The sequence below is a fragment of the Bradyrhizobium diazoefficiens genome (genome assembly GCF_016616235.1).
GTDB lineage: Bacteria > Pseudomonadota > Alphaproteobacteria > Rhizobiales > Xanthobacteraceae > Bradyrhizobium > Bradyrhizobium diazoefficiens_H.
Genome location: NZ_CP067100.1, coordinates 4706897 through 4722828, shown reverse-complemented (window position 1 = coordinate 4722828; position 15932 = coordinate 4706897). Strand labels below are relative to the sequence as shown.

15 protein-coding genes are annotated in these 15932 nt (G+C 64.2%); 8 read left to right on the top strand and 7 right to left on the bottom strand.

What is annotated here, in order from left to right:
- Positions 1–22: 22 nt before the first annotated feature.
- The 7 genes from JJB99_RS22580 to JJB99_RS22550 form a co-directional block, all read right to left on the bottom strand.
- On the bottom strand, positions 23–703 hold the full coding sequence (locus JJB99_RS22580; protein WP_200500250.1) for a site-2 protease family protein: 681 nt from the start codon (positions 701–703) through the stop codon (positions 23–25).
- 143 nt (positions 704–846) lie between these two features.
- The gene (locus tag JJB99_RS22575; RefSeq protein ID WP_200494512.1) at positions 847–1239 is read right to left on the bottom strand and encodes a GFA family protein; all 393 of its coding nucleotides are present in this window, start codon (positions 1237–1239) and stop codon (positions 847–849) included.
- A 3-nt stretch (positions 1240–1242) separates the two neighbouring features.
- Positions 1243–2400: a serine hydrolase domain-containing protein gene (locus tag JJB99_RS22570; RefSeq protein WP_200494511.1), complete on the bottom strand. Its 1158-nt coding sequence runs from the start codon at positions 2398–2400 to the stop codon at positions 1243–1245.
- Positions 2401–2425: 25 nt separating this feature from the next.
- Positions 2426–3172, bottom strand: a complete 747-nt coding sequence (locus JJB99_RS22565) for an SDR family NAD(P)-dependent oxidoreductase (protein ID WP_200494510.1) — start codon at positions 3170–3172, stop codon at positions 2426–2428.
- Between the two features lie 208 nt (positions 3173–3380).
- Positions 3381–4112, bottom strand: coding sequence for an SDR family oxidoreductase (locus tag JJB99_RS22560; RefSeq protein ID WP_200494509.1), 732 nt, complete (start codon positions 4110–4112; stop codon positions 3381–3383).
- A gap of 158 nt (positions 4113–4270) precedes the next feature.
- Positions 4271–6100 (bottom strand): IlvD/Edd family dehydratase, encoded by a 1830-nt coding sequence (locus JJB99_RS22555; protein WP_200494508.1) that lies wholly within the window; start codon positions 6098–6100, stop codon positions 4271–4273.
- A gap of 121 nt (positions 6101–6221) precedes the next feature.
- Positions 6222–7322 carry a LacI family DNA-binding transcriptional regulator gene (locus JJB99_RS22550; protein ID WP_200494507.1) on the bottom strand — a complete coding sequence of 367 codons (1101 nt, stop codon included), beginning with the start codon at positions 7320–7322 and terminating at the stop codon, positions 6222–6224.
- Positions 7323–7525: 203 nt separating this feature from the next.
- On the opposite strand from JJB99_RS22550, the gene JJB99_RS22545 reads away from it, so the two are divergent.
- The 8 genes from JJB99_RS22545 to JJB99_RS22510 all read left to right on the top strand — a co-directional run bounded on the left by JJB99_RS22545 (position 7526) and on the right by JJB99_RS22510 (position 15832).
- On the top strand, positions 7526–8587 hold the full coding sequence (locus JJB99_RS22545) for an ABC transporter ATP-binding protein (protein WP_200494506.1): 1062 nt from the start codon (positions 7526–7528) through the stop codon (positions 8585–8587).
- A gap of 57 nt (positions 8588–8644) precedes the next feature.
- A complete protein-coding gene (locus tag JJB99_RS22540; RefSeq protein WP_200494505.1) occupies positions 8645–9958 on the top strand; it encodes an ABC transporter substrate-binding protein in 1314 nt (437 codons plus the stop codon).
- A 66-nt stretch (positions 9959–10024) separates the two neighbouring features.
- Complete coding sequence (locus JJB99_RS22535; protein WP_200494504.1) at positions 10025–10972, top strand: carbohydrate ABC transporter permease; 948 nt, start codon at positions 10025–10027, stop codon at positions 10970–10972.
- A gap of 2 nt (positions 10973–10974) precedes the next feature.
- On the top strand, positions 10975–11850 hold the full coding sequence (locus tag JJB99_RS22530) for a carbohydrate ABC transporter permease (protein WP_200494503.1): 876 nt from the start codon (positions 10975–10977) through the stop codon (positions 11848–11850).
- A gap of 64 nt (positions 11851–11914) precedes the next feature.
- Positions 11915–12901, top strand: coding sequence for a D-erythronate dehydrogenase (gene denD / locus JJB99_RS22525; RefSeq protein WP_200494502.1), 987 nt, complete (start codon positions 11915–11917; stop codon positions 12899–12901).
- A gap of 30 nt (positions 12902–12931) precedes the next feature.
- Positions 12932–13912 (top strand): sugar kinase, encoded by a 981-nt coding sequence (locus JJB99_RS22520; RefSeq protein ID WP_200494501.1) that lies wholly within the window; start codon positions 12932–12934, stop codon positions 13910–13912.
- A 38-nt stretch (positions 13913–13950) separates the two neighbouring features.
- Positions 13951–14601: a bifunctional 4-hydroxy-2-oxoglutarate aldolase/2-dehydro-3-deoxy-phosphogluconate aldolase gene (eda, locus tag JJB99_RS22515; RefSeq protein WP_200494500.1), complete on the top strand. Its 651-nt coding sequence runs from the start codon at positions 13951–13953 to the stop codon at positions 14599–14601.
- 61 nt (positions 14602–14662) lie between these two features.
- On the top strand, positions 14663–15832 hold the full coding sequence (locus JJB99_RS22510; protein WP_200494499.1) for an acetyl-CoA acetyltransferase: 1170 nt from the start codon (positions 14663–14665) through the stop codon (positions 15830–15832).
- The last annotated feature ends 100 nt before the right edge of the window (positions 15833–15932 follow it).

Sequence of the window (15932 nt, the reverse complement as noted above, 5' to 3'; positions counted from 1 at the left end):
GTGTTCGGATGGCGCTGTTCAACTACGCATTGCCGGTCAGGAAGAGAACAGTCTGAATCACATAACCGGTCAACGTTCGCAGTATTGCTGAAATAACATCAAGATTTAGACCGAACTGCGAGCCCGCGAGCGGCAGCAGGATTAAGAGCCCGATCAGGATCAGCATGCCGAACGGCTCCAGCCGGGCCAGCGGCAAAGCGAGCGGCCGCGGCAGCAGCCCGACCGCGACCCGCCCTCCGTCGAGCGGCGGGATCGGCATCATGTTGAAGACGGCCAGGATGGCGTTGATGACCAGCGCATTCTTCAGGTTGTCGAAGATCCACTGCGCCGCGCCGGCCGGGGCGAAGGGCACGGCGTGGAGGGCGAGAGCCGCCGCCAGCGCCAGCAGGATATTGGTGGCGGGGCCGGCCAGCGCCACCCAAACCATGTCGAGCCGAGGATTGCCAAGCTTGCGGAAATTGACCGGCACCGGCTTGGCATAGCCGAACAGGAACGGCGAATGCGCGAACAGCAGCATCGCCGGCAAGATCAGCGTGCCGAACGGGTCGATATGCCTGATTGGATTGAAGCTGACACGGCCGAGCTGCCAGGCGGTGTTGTCGCCGAGCCGGTGCGCGACGAAGGCATGAGCCGCCTCGTGGAAGGTGATGGCGAGCACCAGCGGCAGCACCCACACCGAAATATCATAGAAGGAAATGTTCACGGCTCGTTTGTCCCGGTTTGCCTGCGCTTGCAGACGACCCGGCCGAACCGGCGGTGCAGCAACGCTTCGGCTCAAGATAGGGTGGCCGGTTCCGAAATGCCACGTTGATCGGCGCCCCGAAGCTGCCGCGCCGTCTGGCAAATTCAAGCCGGAATCGTCCCCTCATATTGCCTCAGGCCGTCATCGAGCTTCAGCCACGACGGTTTCTCGCTCACCCAGATGTGCTCGGTCGGTGCAAAGGCGTTGCGATCGTCGAAAGTCGCGAGCGAAACGCCCGCCAGCGTGCCGTTGCGGCGCCAGGCGAACAGGCGCGTGCCGCAGCGTTTGCAGAACACGCGGTCGATGTTCTCGGACGACGCATAGCGCTCCGTCTCGCCCTCGACGGTGAGCGCGCGTTGATCAAATTGCGCGCGGGCGAAGAACGGCGAGCCCATCGCCTTCTGGCACAAGCGGCAATGACAGATGCGGACGTTAAGCGGCTCGCCCTCCGCCTTGAACCGCACCGCGCCGCACAGGCATCCACCTTCCCGGATCATGGTTCAGGCCACCCGCCATTCGCCGACCTGGCGAGCCATGCTCCAGTTGAGATTGTCGAGATCGCCGTCCATGTTGGAATCCCCGCGTCTGGTGTTGGTGAAGGCCGCCCAGCAGAAGCCGCCGTGGGTGCGCACGGCAATCGTGCTCGTGCCCGGCAGGCTGCCATTGTGCCACCAATTGTCTGATTTGTTGACACAGAAGCCCTTGGCATAGTCCGGACTGTAGCCGGGCGCGGTGGTCATGACCTGGATGGAGCGCGGCCGCAGGATGTTCGCCGGCCGCGTGTAGCCGTCGACATGCATCAAGAACTGGACGAGATCCGATGGCGTCGCGATCCAGCCGCCATGGGAATCCATCCGTCGCACTTTCATGTCGTAGGGGCTCTCGCCCTGGCCGTAATAGGCAACTTCGCCGGCCTGGCGCTGGTCGCGCGTGTTGCCCGCGATGGCCATGTCGGTGACACCGCAGCGCGCCAGCACCTCGGTGCGCACGTGCTCGGCATAGAGCTGGCCGGTGAGCTTCTCGATCACGCGCCCCAGCACGCAATAGCCGAAATTGGAGTAGGCGTAACGCTGGCCCGGCGGCCGGTCCAGCGGCCGGTTGGCGAGCGTCCAGGCGATCAGCTCGGCATGGTCCATCCGCGGATGGGTGAACATGGGATCGCGGTTGTCGTTGCTCCAGCCGCCGCCGGTGTGGGTCAACAGAAGCTCGAGCGTGATCTGCTCGATGCCGGCGGAGTAGGGCGGCTGCCCGTAATCGGTGCCGAGCAGCGCACCCGGGCCGAATACGCGATCCGTCAGCTTGAGGCGGTTCTCCTCGATCAGGCGGAAGATCGTGACCGAGGTGATCATTTTGCTGACGCTGGCGATCCGGAACAGATGCCGCGGCGTCACGCTCTCGTTCCGCTCGCGATCGGCAAGACCGAAGGCATCCTCGTGGATGATCGCGCCGGCATAGCCGATCGCAAAGGACAGCGCCGGCACGTCGTATTTGTCCATGAAGGTGCGCGCGAGCCGCGCCATGGTGCCGCGCTCGGCCGGCGAGGGCGGGCGGATGCTCGGCGGGTTGGGCGCGAGTTGCGCGAGCGTTGTGCGCGACAGCAGTGGCAGCGCGCCTGCGCCGGCTGCAAGCTTCACGAAATCCCGACGACCGAATTGCATTGTCCGCCCCCGCGGCGGCCATGTCTCAATAGGTCGCCCGTCCACCGGAAATATCAAACACCGCGCCGGTGGAGAAGGCACAATCTTCGGATGCGAGCCAGCTCACCATGGCCGCGAGCTCCTCCACCTGCACGAAGCGCCCCTTCGGGATTTTTGACAGCATGAAGTCGATATGCTGCTGCGTCATCTGGTCGAAGATCGCGGTTTTGGCGGCCGCCGGCGTCACCGCATTCACCAGAATGTCATGCGCGGCGAGCTCCTTGCCGAGCGACTTCGTCAGCGCGATCAGGCCGGCCTTGGAGGTCGAATAATGCGCGGCGTTGGGATTGCCTTCCTTGCCGGCGATCGAGGCGATGTTCACGATCCGCCCGTATTTCTGCTTGAGCATGACAGGCACGATCGCCTTGCAGCAGATGAAGGGGCCGTCGAGGTTGATGCGCAGCACCTTGCGCCATTCCTCGAGGTCAGTCTCCCAGACCGGCTTGTTGACGCCGGCAATGCCGGCATTGTTGACGAGGATGTCGATCTTGCCGAAGGCGCCCAGCGTCGCATCGCGCGCCTGCTCGACGGCCGCGGTATCGGTGACGTCGACCTCGAAGACGCGGACGTTGTCGCCGATCTCTTTTGCCGTTTTCTCAGCCAGCGCCGCGTCGAAATCCCAGATCGCGACCTTGGCGCCGGAGGCGACGAAGCGCTCGGCGATGGCGCGGCCAAAGCCCTGCGCGCCGCCGGTGACGACGGCGACGCGGCCGTTGAGATCGATCTTGTTCATTGATCTTTTCCTTCTCGAATCCGGCGGCAGCGGCGGTTTGCTCCCTCGCCCCGCTGTTCGCGGGGAGAGGGTGGGGTGAGGGGTGTCTCCACATGCGCGTGCGGAGATATTGTGCCACGCCCCTGACCCGGATTGCACTGGACGATGCTTCGCATCGCCAGGCGCAATCCGACCTCTCCCCGCAGAAGGGCGGGGAGAGGTTAAGTAATCAGAGCATGTAGCCGCCGTCGACGACGAGGTCGACGCCGGTGGTGAAGGCGCTCTCGTCGCTGCCGAGATAGACTGCCATGGCGGCGATCTCGTCGGCGGTGCCGAGCCGGCCCATCTTCTGGCGGGAAATGAACATCTCCTTGCCCTGGGGCCCCTGCGCGGCGGCGCGGTCGAGCATCGAGGGCGTCTCGACGGTGCCGGGGCAGATCGCGTTGCAGCGGATGCCCTTGGTGATGAAGTCGAGCGCGACCGCGCGCGACAGCAGCGACACCGCCGCCTTGGACGAGCTGTAAACGTAGCGGTTCGCCGGCGGCCTCAAGGCCGCGCAGGACGAGATGTTCACGATGCTGCCGCCGCCGCCCGCGATCATGTCGGGCAGGAAGGCCTTGATGGTCCGGTGCATCGACTTGACGTTGAGGTCGAACGAGAAGTCGAAATCCTCCTCCGAGCACTCCAGGATGGTGCCGTGGTGCACGAAGCCGGCCGCGTTGAGCAGGATGTCGATCTTGCCGATGCGCTTGGCGAAGGCATTGACGTCGGCGGTGTTGCGGACATCGAGCTTTGCGGTCTCGGCGATGCCTTCCTTGGAAAGGCCTGCGATGCCGGCCTCGTTGATGTCGGTGGCGATGACGGTTGCGCCTTCACGCGCGAATGCGATCGCGCATGCGCGCCCGATGCCTGCTGCCGCTGCCGTGACGACGGCACGCTTTCCCTTGAGGCGGTCTGCCATTTTTTCTCCTTGAATTCTTGATGCAATGTTTGCTCCGCCATCATTGCGAGGAGCCCGCGACAAAATTGCAAGGCAATTTTGCGCTGGTGCGACGAAGCAATCCAGGGTCTCTCCGCGGAGAAATTTCTGAATTGCTTCGCGCAATGACGGTGTGGCTGCTAGTGATTATCGCGCGCCACGCCAAAGGTGCCGGCGACGTTCTGGTACCGCGTGGCGATCTCGACGCAGGCGCCGGTCGCGTGCTGGCCGACGGTGTTGCGATAAAGCTCCTGCCAGGGCGTCTGGTTCGGCGGATGCTTGAAGCCGCCATTGGCCTTGAGTTCGGCGTGGCGCTTCTTCAGCTCCTCGTCCGAGATCAGGATGTTGGCGCTGCCCTTGTTGAGGTCGATGCGGACCTTGTCGCCGGTCCTAAGGATCGCAAGACCGCCATTGGCGGCCGCTTCCGGCGAGGCATTCAAGATTGAGGGTGAGCCCGACGTGCCGGACTGGCGGCCGTCGCCGATGCAGGGCAGGGAGTGGATGCCGCGTTTGATCAGGGCCGCCGGCGGCTGCATGTTCACGACCTCGGCTCCTCCAGGGTAGCCGATCGGCCCGGTGCCGCGGATGAACAGCACGCAATGCTCGTCGATGTCGAGCGAGGCATCGTCGATCCGCGCGTGGTAATCCTCGGGACCCTCGAACACGATGGCGCGGCCCTCGAACGCGTTGAGGTCCTTCGGGTTGCTGAGATAGCGGTCGCGGAATTCCTTGGAGATCACTGAGGTCTTCATGATCGCAGAATCGAACAGATTGCCCTTCAGCACCAGGAAGCCGGCGTCCTTGACCAGCGGCTTGTCATAGGCCCAGATCACGTCGTTGTCGGGAGCTGGCGCATTCTTGCAATTCTCGCCGATGCCGCGGCCGTTGACCGTGATGGCGTCTTCATGGATGCGCTTGTGCTTCATCAGCTCGCGCACCACGGCCGGCACGCCGCCGGCGCGGTGGAATTCCTCGCCGAGATAGAAGCCGGCCGGCTGCATGTTGACCAGGAGCGGCACGTCGTGGCCGAATTTCTGCCAGTCGTCGATCGTGAGCTCGACGCCGATATGGCGGGCCAACGCGTTGATGTGGATCGGCGCGTTGGTCGAGCCGCCGATCGCCGAGTTGATCACGATGCAGTTCTCGAACGCCTTGCGGGTCAGGATGTCCGAGGGCTTGAGGTCTTCCCAGACCATCTCGACGATGCGCTTGCCGGTCTCGTAGGCGATCTGGCCGCGCTCGCGGTAGGGGGCGGGGATCGCGGCGCAGCCCGGCAGCGAGAAGCCGAGCGCTTCGGCAAGGCCGTTCATGGTCGAGGCGGTACCCATGGTGTTGCAATGGCCGACCGAGGGCGCCGAGGAGGCCACGATCTCCATGAACTCTTCATAGTCGATCTCGCCGGCGGCGAGCCGCTCGCGCGATTTCCAGACGATGGTGCCGGAGCCGGTGCGCTCGCCATTGTGCCAGCCGTTGAGCATCGGGCCGCCCGACAGCACGATCGCCGGCAGGTTCACGGTCGCCGCCGCCATCATGCAGGCGGGTGTGGTCTTATCGCAGCCGGTGGTCAGCACCACGCCGTCGAGCGGGTAACCATAGAGGATCTCGACCAGGCCGAGATAAGCGAGGTTGCGGTCGAGCGCCGCGGTCGGACGCTTGCCGGTCTCTTGAATGGGGTGGGTCGGGAATTCCATCGCGATGCCGCCGGCCTCGCGGATGCCTTCGCGGACACGGTGGGCGAGCTCGATGTGATGGCGATTGCAGGGAGAGAGGTCGTTGCCGGTTTGCGCAATGCCGATGATCGGCTTGCCGGACTGGAGCTCGGCGCGGGTGAGGCCGTAGTTCAGATAGCGCTCCATATAGAGCGCGGTCATGCCCGGATTATGCGGGTTGTTGAACCATTCCTGCGAGCGGAGGTGGCGGCGCGTGCCGTTACCGGCGGGTGCGTGCCCATTGGTTGGCTTTTTTGTCATTGGTGTCTCCTGCAATGCAAACGCACTGGCGTCCGATTATGGGATCGGCTTGTGCGATGCCCAACGGTGTGGGCGATGGTGGGCCTGCCCGTTGGCGGGTCGTTTCCTCACAAGTTCGATACTAGTCATGGCTAGTTGGTAACGCTACCATTTTGTTCGCCACGCCCACGCCTGATACGGCTGGCCTGTTGTCCGAACGCCGCGCCGACGAGCTTTGCCGCTCGATCACCTTGAAGCCGAGATCGAGCACCGGCTGTTCCGGCCGCCGTCCGTCGATCGCATCGATCAGCATGGTGGCGGCGGTTTTGCCCATCTCATAGCGGTTGGTGCGCACGCTGGTCAGCGTCGGGACGGCGGAGGCCATGAATTCGAGATCGTTGAAGCCGACGATCGCGATCTGCTCGGGCACCGCGATCTCCCGGCGCCGGCATTCGAACAGAACGCCGAGCGCGAGGTCGTCATTGGCGCAGAACACTGCGTCGAGGCCGGGCTCGCGTCCGAGCAGATCGGTGAACAGAGCGCCACCGAGCGTCACCGAGGTCGGTGTCGCCGTCGTGACGACGAGGCGCTGCTCGAACAGGCCGGCGTCCTTCATGGCCGATCCGTATCCGTCGAGCCGCCGCTGCACCCTGGGATCCATACGCGCGCCGACGAAGCCGATCCTGCGGTGGCCTTGCGCGAACAAATGGGCGATCGCCGCGCGGGCTGCATCATAGTGCGAAAAGCCGATCATCATGTCGACCGGGTTGGGCCCGATCTCCATGATTTGCACGATCGGGCAATCGGCGGCCTCCAGCATCGCACGCGATTCCGTGGTCTGGTCGATGCCGGTGACGATCAGCCCGGCCGGCTTCTGCGCCAGGAACAGGCGCAGCAGCTTCTCTTCCTGGAGAATACTGTAGCGGGTGTTGGACAACTGGATCGAGTAGCGGCTGCCTTCGGAGGCGTCATAGATGCCGCGCAGCACGTCCGAGAACACGTTATTAGTGAGAGAGGGGATCAGCACACCGATCACTTCGGTGCGTTGCGAGGCCAGCGCGCGTGCCGCCAGGTTCGGCACGTAGCCGAGCTCCCTGGCTGCGCTCTCGACCCGCGTCCGCTTGGCGAGCGACAGCGCCTCCGGATTCCGGAAGAAGCGGGACGCCGTAATCGGACTGACGCCGGCAAGCTCGGCGACTTCGGCCAGCCGGATTTTGCCTGACTTGGTGCGTTTTCGACCCATTTGCTGCTCTTAGCATAGCCCATGTCGAAACCAAAGGATCGTTGACAGCGCTACCAGCACCGACTAACCAAAGACAAATTGCCAAAACCGCACAAACTGCCGACAATGTCGCCTGCTAGGTTCGGGCTTCGGGTTGGCTAAGTCTGAAAAAACAAGACGGTCGTGGCGCAAAAGGCGTCGTGGACTTTCGAGGAGGGAGCTAGATGTCGTCTGTGCAAATCCGCGACGTGCGGAAATCGTTCGGCAATTTTGAAGTCCTGCACGGCGTGACGATTCCGATCGAGGACGGCCAGTTCGTCGTCCTGGTTGGCCCCTCCGGTTGCGGCAAGTCGACGCTTCTGCGCATGCTCGCCGGCCTCGAGAACATCACCTCCGGCACGATCTCGATCGGCGACCGCGTCGTCAACAATGTCCAGCCCAAGGAGCGGGACATTGCGATGGTGTTCCAGAACTACGCGCTCTATCCGCACATGACGGTCGCCGACAACATGGGCTTCTCGCTGAAGCTGCGGAATGCGAGCTCCGACGAGATCAACAAGCGCGTCAAGCGCGCCGCCGAGATCCTTGCGCTGTCGCCGCTGCTCGATCGCTATCCGCGTCAGCTCTCCGGCGGCCAGCGCCAGCGCGTCGCCATGGGCCGCGCGATCGTGCGCGATCCCCAGGTGTTCCTGTTCGACGAGCCGTTGTCGAACCTCGATGCCAAGCTGCGCGTCGCCATGCGCACCGAGATCAAGGAGCTGCACCAGCGGCTGAAGACGACGACCGTCTACGTCACCCACGACCAGATCGAGGCCATGACCATGGCCGACAAGATCGTCGTCATGCATGACGGCATCGTCGAGCAGATGGGCACGCCGCTCGAGCTCTACGACAAGCCCGACAACCAATTCGTCGCCGGCTTCATCGGCTCGCCGGCGATGAACTTCCTCAAGGGCCATGTCCGCGTCAACGGCGTTGCGACTTTCGAAGGTCCGAACGGCGTCAAGCTGCCGCTCAAGAATGCACCAACCGCGTCCGACGGGCGTCCCGCGGTCTACGGCGTGCGGCCCGAGCATTTCACCATCGCCGATGACGGCGCCGAGGCCGAGATCATCGTGGTCGAGCCGACCGGCTCGGAGACCCAGGTGTTCGCCAAGGTCGGCGGCGAGCAGGTCGTCGCGGTGTTCCGCGAGCGCCACCAGTTCAATCCGGGCGACAAGGTCCGGCTGAAGCCCGATCCGTCGTTGGTTCACCTGTTCGATGATGCGACAGGCAAACGCATGTAGCGACGTGTTGGTGATGTAAGAGCGGCCCAATCAAATATAAAATTCAGGGAGAGAACGATGAGCGATTTCGACAGGCGTAGTTTGCTCAAGGCTGGCCTCGGCGGCGCAGCGCTGCTGGCCGGCCCCGGCATCGTCCCGGTCCGCGCGGCGGAGTGGACCAACACGCCGGAGCCGAACGCGTCCATTCGCGTGTTGCGCTGGAAGCAGTTCATCCAGGCCGAGTTCGATAAGTTCGCCGAGCAGACCAAGAAGTTCTCGGAGAAGACCGGCGTCAAGGTGAAGCTCGAGGCCGAGAGCTGGGAGGACATTCGCCCGAAGGCGGCCGTGGCCGCCAATGTCGGCGCCGGTCCCGACCTCATCATCGGCACGCTCGACGATCCCCACAAGTTCCCGGAGAAGCTGATCGACGTCACCGACGTCGCCGATTACCTCGGCAAGCAATATGGCGGCTGGTATCCGGTCGCCGAGAAGTACGGCAAGAAGGGCAATGGCTGGATCGCGATTCCGCAGGGCGCGACGGGCGGCTGCCTCAACTACCGCATCAGCCATGTGAAGGCCGCCGGCTTCGACGAATTCCCCAAGGACACCGCCGGCTTCCTCAAGCTGTGCCAGGCCCTGAAGAAGAACAACACGCCGGCCGGCTTCGCGCTCGGCCACGCCACGGGCGACGCCAATGGCTGGTGCCAGTGGGCGCTGTGGGCGTTCGGCGGCAAGGTCGTCAATGAGAAGAACGAGGTGGTGATCGATTCGCCCGAGACGATCGCCGCGCTCGAATACGTCAAGCAGCTCTACGAGACGTTCATCCCCGGCGTGCTGTCGTGGAACGATTCGAATAACAACAAGGCGTTCCTCAACGGCGAACTCAGCCTCACCCTGAACGGCATCTCGATCTGGACCGTCGGCAAGACCTCCTCTGATCCCAAGCAGCAGGAGATCGCCAAGGACATGAACCACGCGCCGATGCCGATCGGCCCCGTGGGCGTGCCGACCGAGCAGCAGAACGTGCTGGTCTATTACGGCTACAAGCACTCGAAATATCCGAAGGCGGTCAAGGAATACATCAAGTTCATGATGGACAAGGAGAACTACGACGCCTGGGAGGTCTCCTCGAACGGCTACGTGTCGCCGCCGCTGCCGGCCTACAACGACAACCCGGTGTGGACGTCGGACCCGAAGATCACCCCGTATCGCGACTGCCTGAAGCGCTGCCGCGACAACGGCTATGCCGGCGATCTCGGCTACGCCTCCGCTGCCGTGATGGGCGACTTCGTCGTCGTCGACATGTTCGCGGAAGCGGCCTCGGGCTCGGCGACGCCGAAGCAGGCGGCCGCGCGCGCCGCCGAGCGCGCCAAGCGCTACTACCAGGTCTGATCAACTCCAATCTGCACGGCGTCCGGTTCGCTGGACGCCGTGACCGTTCTTTGAGGGGAGTTCGATATGGCGGTCATCGCCGAACCCGTTGCCGCGCAGCTCAAGCGCGCAAGCCTGTGGACCAGAGCATTCGAGAGCCGGAATTTTCTCGGCGCCATGTTCATGGTGCCGGCGATCGCGATCCTGATCCTGTTTCTGGCTTACCCGCTGGCGCTGGGCTTCTGGCTCGGCATGACCGACACCAAGATCGGTGGGGCCGGGCGCTATATCGGCTTCCAGAATTTCGTCTCGCTGTCCAAGGACTCCGTGTTCTGGCTCTCGGTGTTCAACACCATCTTCTACACGGTGTTCGCGAGCATCGTGAAATTCGCCATCGGCCTTTACCTGGCGCTGCTGCTCAACGAGCGGCTGCCGTTCAAGTCGATGATCCGCGCCATCGTGCTCTTGCCCTTCGTGGTGCCGACGGTGCTCTCGGCGATTGCGTTCTGGTGGATCTACGACAGCCAATTCTCGATCATCTCCTGGGTGCTGATCAAGGCCGGCCTGATCACGCGCTATATCGACTTTCTCGGCGATCCCTGGAATGCGCGCTGGTCGGTCGTCGCGGCCAATATCTGGCGCGGCGTGCCGTTCGTGGCGATCACGCTGCTGGCGGGATTGCAGACGATCTCGCCCTCGCTCTATGAAGCCGCCAATCTCGATGGCGCCACCAACATGCAGAGATTCCGCCACATCACGCTGCCGATGCTGTCGCCGATCATCGCGGTCGTGATGACGTTCTCGGTGCTGATGACCTTCACCGACTTCCAGCTGATCTACACCATCACGCGGGGCGGGCCGATCAACGCCACGCATCTGATGGCGACGCTGTCGTTCCAGCGGGCCATCACCGGCGGCAATCTCGGCGAGGGCGCGGCGATCTCGAATGCGATGATTCCGTTCCTTGTCGCGGCGATCCTGCTCAGCTTCTTCGGGCTTCAGCGCTCCCGCTGGCAGCAAGGCGGGAGGGACTGACTATGACCACGATGGACGACCAAAGCGTCGGAATGGACTATTTGGAAAGTTTTCCGCGGAAGTTTCTCCGCGTTTATCTTCCGCTCGGCCTGATCATCTTCTTCCTGTTGTTCCCGTTCTACTGGATGGCGGTCGCGACGTTCAAGCCAGACGCGGAGATGTACGATTACGAGAAGTACAATCCGTTCTGGATCGTGCATCCGACCCTGGAGCACATCAGCAAGCTGTTCTTCGACACCGACTATCCGCTCTGGATGTGGAACACCGTGATCGTCTCGGTGTCCTCCACCTTCATCTCGCTGTTCGCCAGCGTCTGCGCCGCCTATGCGATCGAGCGTCTGCGCTACAAGGGTTCGCGCTATGTCGGCCTTGCGATCTTCCTCGGCTATCTCGTGCCGCCCTCGATCCTGTTCATTCCGCTGGCGGCGATCGTGTTCCAGCTTGGCCTGTTCGACGGCAATCTGGCGCTGATCCTGACCTATCCGACCTTCCTGATCCCGTTCTGCACCTGGCTGCTGATGGGCTATTTCCGCACCATCCCCTATGAGCTGGAGGAATGTGCGCTGATCGACGGGGCGACGCGGCTTCAGATCCTGCTCAAGATCACGCTGCCTTTGTCGCTGCCGGGGGTGATCTCCGCCGGCATCTTCGCCTTCACGTTGTCCTGGAACGAGTTCATCTACGCCCTAACCTTCATCTCCTCGTCGGAGAACAAGACGATTCCGGTCGGCGCCATCACCGAGCTCGTCAACGGCGACGTCTATCATTGGGGCGCACTGATGGCGGCGGCCCTGACCGGCTCGGTCCCCGTCGTTATCCTTTATTCCTTCTTCGTAGAGTACTATGTGTCGGCGATGACCGGCGCCGTGAAGGAATAGCCAGCGGACTGCCACCGGAGCGCCTCCAGCCTGACGCGCTCCGGCAATAAGAAGGAGTAGGCTCTTGCACATTCTGGTTCTGGGCGCCGCCGGCATGGTCGGCCGCAAATTGTGTGAACGGCTGCTGCGCGACGGCCGGCTCGGCAAGAGTGACATCACCAGATTGACGATGCACGACGTGGTCGAGCCGAAGCAGCCGGAGAAGGCCGGCTTCGCCGTCGAGACCGTGTCGGGCGATTTCGCCGTCCCCGGCGCGGCCGAGAAGCTGATCGCCGGCCGCCCCGACGTGATCTTCCATCTCGCCGCCATCGTCTCGGGCGAGGCCGAGCTCGATTTCGACAAGGGCTACCGCATCAACCTCGACGGCACCCGGATGCTGCTCGACGCTGTCAGGCTCGCCGGCGGCGGCTACAAGCCGCGCGTGGTGTTCACGTCCTCGATCGCCGTGTTCGGCGCGCCGTTCCCGGATGCGATCGGCGACGAGTTCTTCCACACCCCGCTGCTCAGCTACGGCACCCAGAAGGCGATCGGTGAATTGCTGCTCGCCGACTATTCGCGCCGCGGCTTCCTCGACGGCATTGGTATCCGCCTGCCGACCATCTGCATCCGGCCGGGTGCGCCCAACAAGGCGGCATCGGGCTTCTTCTCCAATATCTTGCGCGAGCCGCTGGCCGGCAAGGAAGCAGTCCTCCCGGTCTCCGAGGATGTGCGCCACTGGCACGCCACGCCGCGCTCGGCGGTCGGCTTCCTGCTGCACGCCGGCACCATGGACCTCGCAGCGGTCGGTCCGCGCCGTAATCTCACCATGCCGGGCCTGTCGGCCACGGTCGGCGAGCAGATCGCCGCCTTGAAGCGGGTTGCGGGCGAGAAGGTCGCCGCCCGCATCAAGCGCGAGCCTGATCCCTTCATCGTCGGCATCGTCGGCGGCTGGCCGCGCAATTTCGAGGCGAAGCGGGCGCGCGAGCTCGGCTTCACCACCGAAGAAAAGTCCTTCGACGACATCATTCGCATTCACATCGAAGACGAGCTCGGCGGCAAGTTCGTCGCCTGATCGTATCAGATGAACAGCGTGGATATGGCGATGGCGAGCGTTGCTTGCATCGGTGAATGCATGGTCGAGCTCCGGCAGGCGCAAGGAGGGCATTCCTCCGGATCGTCCACCGGACAGGGCGGCGGCCTGTACTCGCGCGGCTTCGGCGGCGACACCCTGAACACGGCGGTGTACCTCGCGCGGCTCGAGGTCAAGGTCGACTATCTCACCGCGCTCGGCGACGACGCCCTGAGCGACGAGATGATCGCGGCCTGGAATGCGGAGAGCGTCGGCACACGGCGGGTCGTGCGGCTGCCGGGCAAGCTCCCTGGCCTCTACATGATCCAGCTGGACGCCAAGGGCGAGCGCCAGTTCTTCCACTGGCGCGACAGCGCGGCGGCGCGCCAGCTGATGAGCCTGCCGGAGACGGATGAGCTGCTCAACTCGCTGATGAGCTACGACATCGTCTATCTCTCAGCGATCACGCTCTCGATCTACGACTCCTCAGGGCGCGAGCGCCTGTTCGCGGCGATCAAGCGCGCGCGACTGCTCGGCACCCGCTTCGTGTTCGACACGAACTTCCGCGCACGGGGCTGGCCTGACCGCGAGGTCGCGCGCGAGGTGTTTGCCACAGCCTTTGCGGCCGCCGACATCGTGCTGACCTCGACCGAGGATCTGCTCGCGCTCTATCCCGGCGAGAGCCACGAGCAGCTGATGGCGCGGATTCCCACACCCGAACTGGTGTTCCGTCTCGCCGAGCCCGTCAGCGTGCTGCGCTTCCCCGGCGGGACCCAAGAGGTCCGCGCCGAACCAATGACCAAGCCGGTCGTTGATACCACGGCGGCCGGCGACAGCTTTGCCGCGGCCTATATCGCGGCCCGGCTTGCCGGCTCCGAGCCGGTCGAGGCAGCCCAGGCCGGGCATCGTCTCGCCAGCCTCGTGATCTGCTATCCTGGCGCCATCATTCCGGGCTATGCCATGCCGCCGAAGAAGCGGCACCGGCCGGCGACCACGCGCCAGGCCACCAAGTAAAGCGACAAGCGAAACGAAGCCAGGACAAGGCCCACGAGATGCCCACGTCTGCCCAACAGAACCACCTCGTCGCGCTGTTCAGGGACGCGACGGTCATTCCCGTCCTCACCATCGATCGTATCCAGGACGCCGTGCCGCTGGCGCGTGCGCTGGTGGCCGGCGGCGTCCGCACCCTGGAAGTGACGCTGCGCACCCCGATTGCGATCGAGGCGGCGCGGGCGATGATGGCCGAAGTCCCGGAGGCGGTCGTCGGCATCGGCACGATCCTCAATCCCGCCGACTTCACCCGCGTCGAGAAGCTCGGCGTCGCCTTCGGCATCAGCCCGGGCCTGACCCCCGATCTCCTCAAGGCGGCCGCGCACAGCTCATTGCCGTTCGCGCCGGGCATTGCCACGGCGTCCGAGCTGATGATGGCGCTGTCGCACGGCTTCGACGTGGCAAAATTCTTCCCGGCCGAGCAGGCCGGAGGCATCAAGGGCCTGCGCGCCCTCGGCGGGCCGTTCCCGAACGTGCGGTTCTGCCCGACCGGCGGGGTCGGCGAAGCCAATGCGGCGAGTTGGCTCGCCGAGCCCAATGTGGTCGCGGTCGGCGGTTCCTGGCTGTGCCCGACGGCCGAGATCAGGGCCGGAAACTGGGCCGGCATAACTGCCATCTGCCAGCGCACCCTCCAGGCCCTTAAACCTGCGTGAAGTCTTGCCATCCCTGAGCTAAGACTTAGCTCAGGTGAGGAGATCCCAGGGAGAAGAGACCATGACCGCCAGCATCGTCGGATGGGCGCATACGCCGTTCGGCAAGTTCGACACCGAAACCGTCGAAAGCCTCGTCACCCGCGTCGCCAACGAGGCGCTCGCCGATGCCGGCATTTCCGCCAGCGACGTCGACGAGATCGTGCTCGGCCATTTCAACGCGGGCTTCTCGCCGCAGGATTTTACCGCCTCGCTGGTGCTCCAGGCCGACCCGAAGCTGCGCTTCAAGCCGGCGACCCGCGTCGAGAATGCCTGCGCCACCGGCTCGGCAGCCGTGCATCAGGGCCTGCGCGCGATCGCCGCGGGTGCGGCCAAGATCGTGCTGGTCGTCGGCGTTGAGCAGATGACGCGCACGCCCAGCGCCGAGATTGGCAAGAACCTGCTCAAGGCGTCCTACCTGCCCGAGGACGGCGACACGGTCGGCGGCTTTGCCGGCGTATTCGGCAAGATCGCCAGCTCCTACTTCCAGAAATATGGCGACCAGTCCGATGCGCTGGCGCTGATCGCGGCCAAGAACCACAAGAACGGCGTCGCCAATCCGTTCGCCCAGATGCGCAAGGATTTCGGCTTCGAGTTCTGCCGCGCCGAGAGCGAGAAGAACCCCTACGTCGCGGGTCCCCTGAAGCGCACCGACTGCTCGCTGGTGTCCGATGGCGCCGCGGCGCTGGTTTTGGCCGATGCCGAGACCGCCAAGGGCATGAGCAAGTCGATCGGCTTCCGCGCCACCGCGCACGCCCAGGATTTTCTGCCGATGAGTAAGCGCGACATTCTCCAGTTCGAGGGCTGCACGGTCGCCTGGCAACGCGCGCTGGAGAAAGCCGGTGTTGCGCTCACCGATCTCTCCTTCGTCGAGACCCATGACTGCTTCACGGTCGCCGAGCTGATCGAGTACGAAGCGATGGGGCTGACGCCGAAGGGGCAGGGTGCCCGCGCGATCAAGGAGGGCTGGACGCTCAAGGACGGCAAGCTGCCGGTCAATCCGTCCGGCGGCCTGAAAGCCAAGGGCCATCCGATCGGTGCCACCGGCGTCTCCATGCATGTGATGACCGCGATGCAGCTCGCGGGGCAGGCGCCCGAGGGCATGCAGCTCAAGAACGCCAAGCTCGGCGGCATCTTCAACATGGGTGGCGCCGCGGTCGCGAATTACGTTTCGGTGCTCGAGCCATTGAAGTAGGTTCGTGGGATGGGCGAAGGCGCGCAAGCGCCGTGCCCATCTTTCCTTGCGTTAGAGCATGGTGGGCCCGCTTCGCTTGGCCCACACTACGGCTCCTGAG